General features: G+C 50.2%; 1 protein-coding gene. It reads left to right on the top strand.

The genetic code is table 11. The features are described 5' to 3' along the window. On the top strand, window positions 1-450 hold a 450-nt coding region (gene gpM, locus AAC854_RS23125), incomplete at both ends, for a phage terminase small subunit (protein WP_340619131.1).

Raw genomic sequence — 450 nt, 5'->3', positions numbered from 1 at the left:
ACGTGAGTTACTGACCACAGCAGAACGGGTCGAGATGAAACGGCGGGAATTGTTACCCAACTACCTGCCCACGGCACAACGTTATCTTGATGAAGGTGAGGTGTACAGTAACCCGATTTTCGTCTACTGCGTGATCTGGTTATTTGATATCGGGGAGTTTGATCAGGGATTGGACTGGGCGGATATGCAGTGCCTGCCGATGCCGGAAACCCATCATGCGCTAACGGTGACGCTGTTTGTGGCGAATATGGCGAATTACAGCCAAGAGCAGATAGTCACCCTGAAAACGGATATCAGTAACCTGATCCGCTGTGCGTTCCGGGAAAATGCCGACTATGGCGTGAAGAAAACATGGCCCTACTCGCGCTTTTCCTTTTCGAACTTGGGCCGCGAGATACACCGTGAATTTACCGAAATTGAGTCACTGACTTTTTCATTGGGCGACATTCT

Origin of the sequence: Xenorhabdus entomophaga (genome assembly GCF_037996725.1) — a bacterium.
GTDB lineage: Bacteria > Pseudomonadota > Gammaproteobacteria > Enterobacterales > Enterobacteriaceae > Xenorhabdus > Xenorhabdus khoisanae.
The sequence above is the reverse complement of the archived record's forward strand: the minus strand, read 5'-3'. Positions and strand labels throughout refer to the sequence as shown.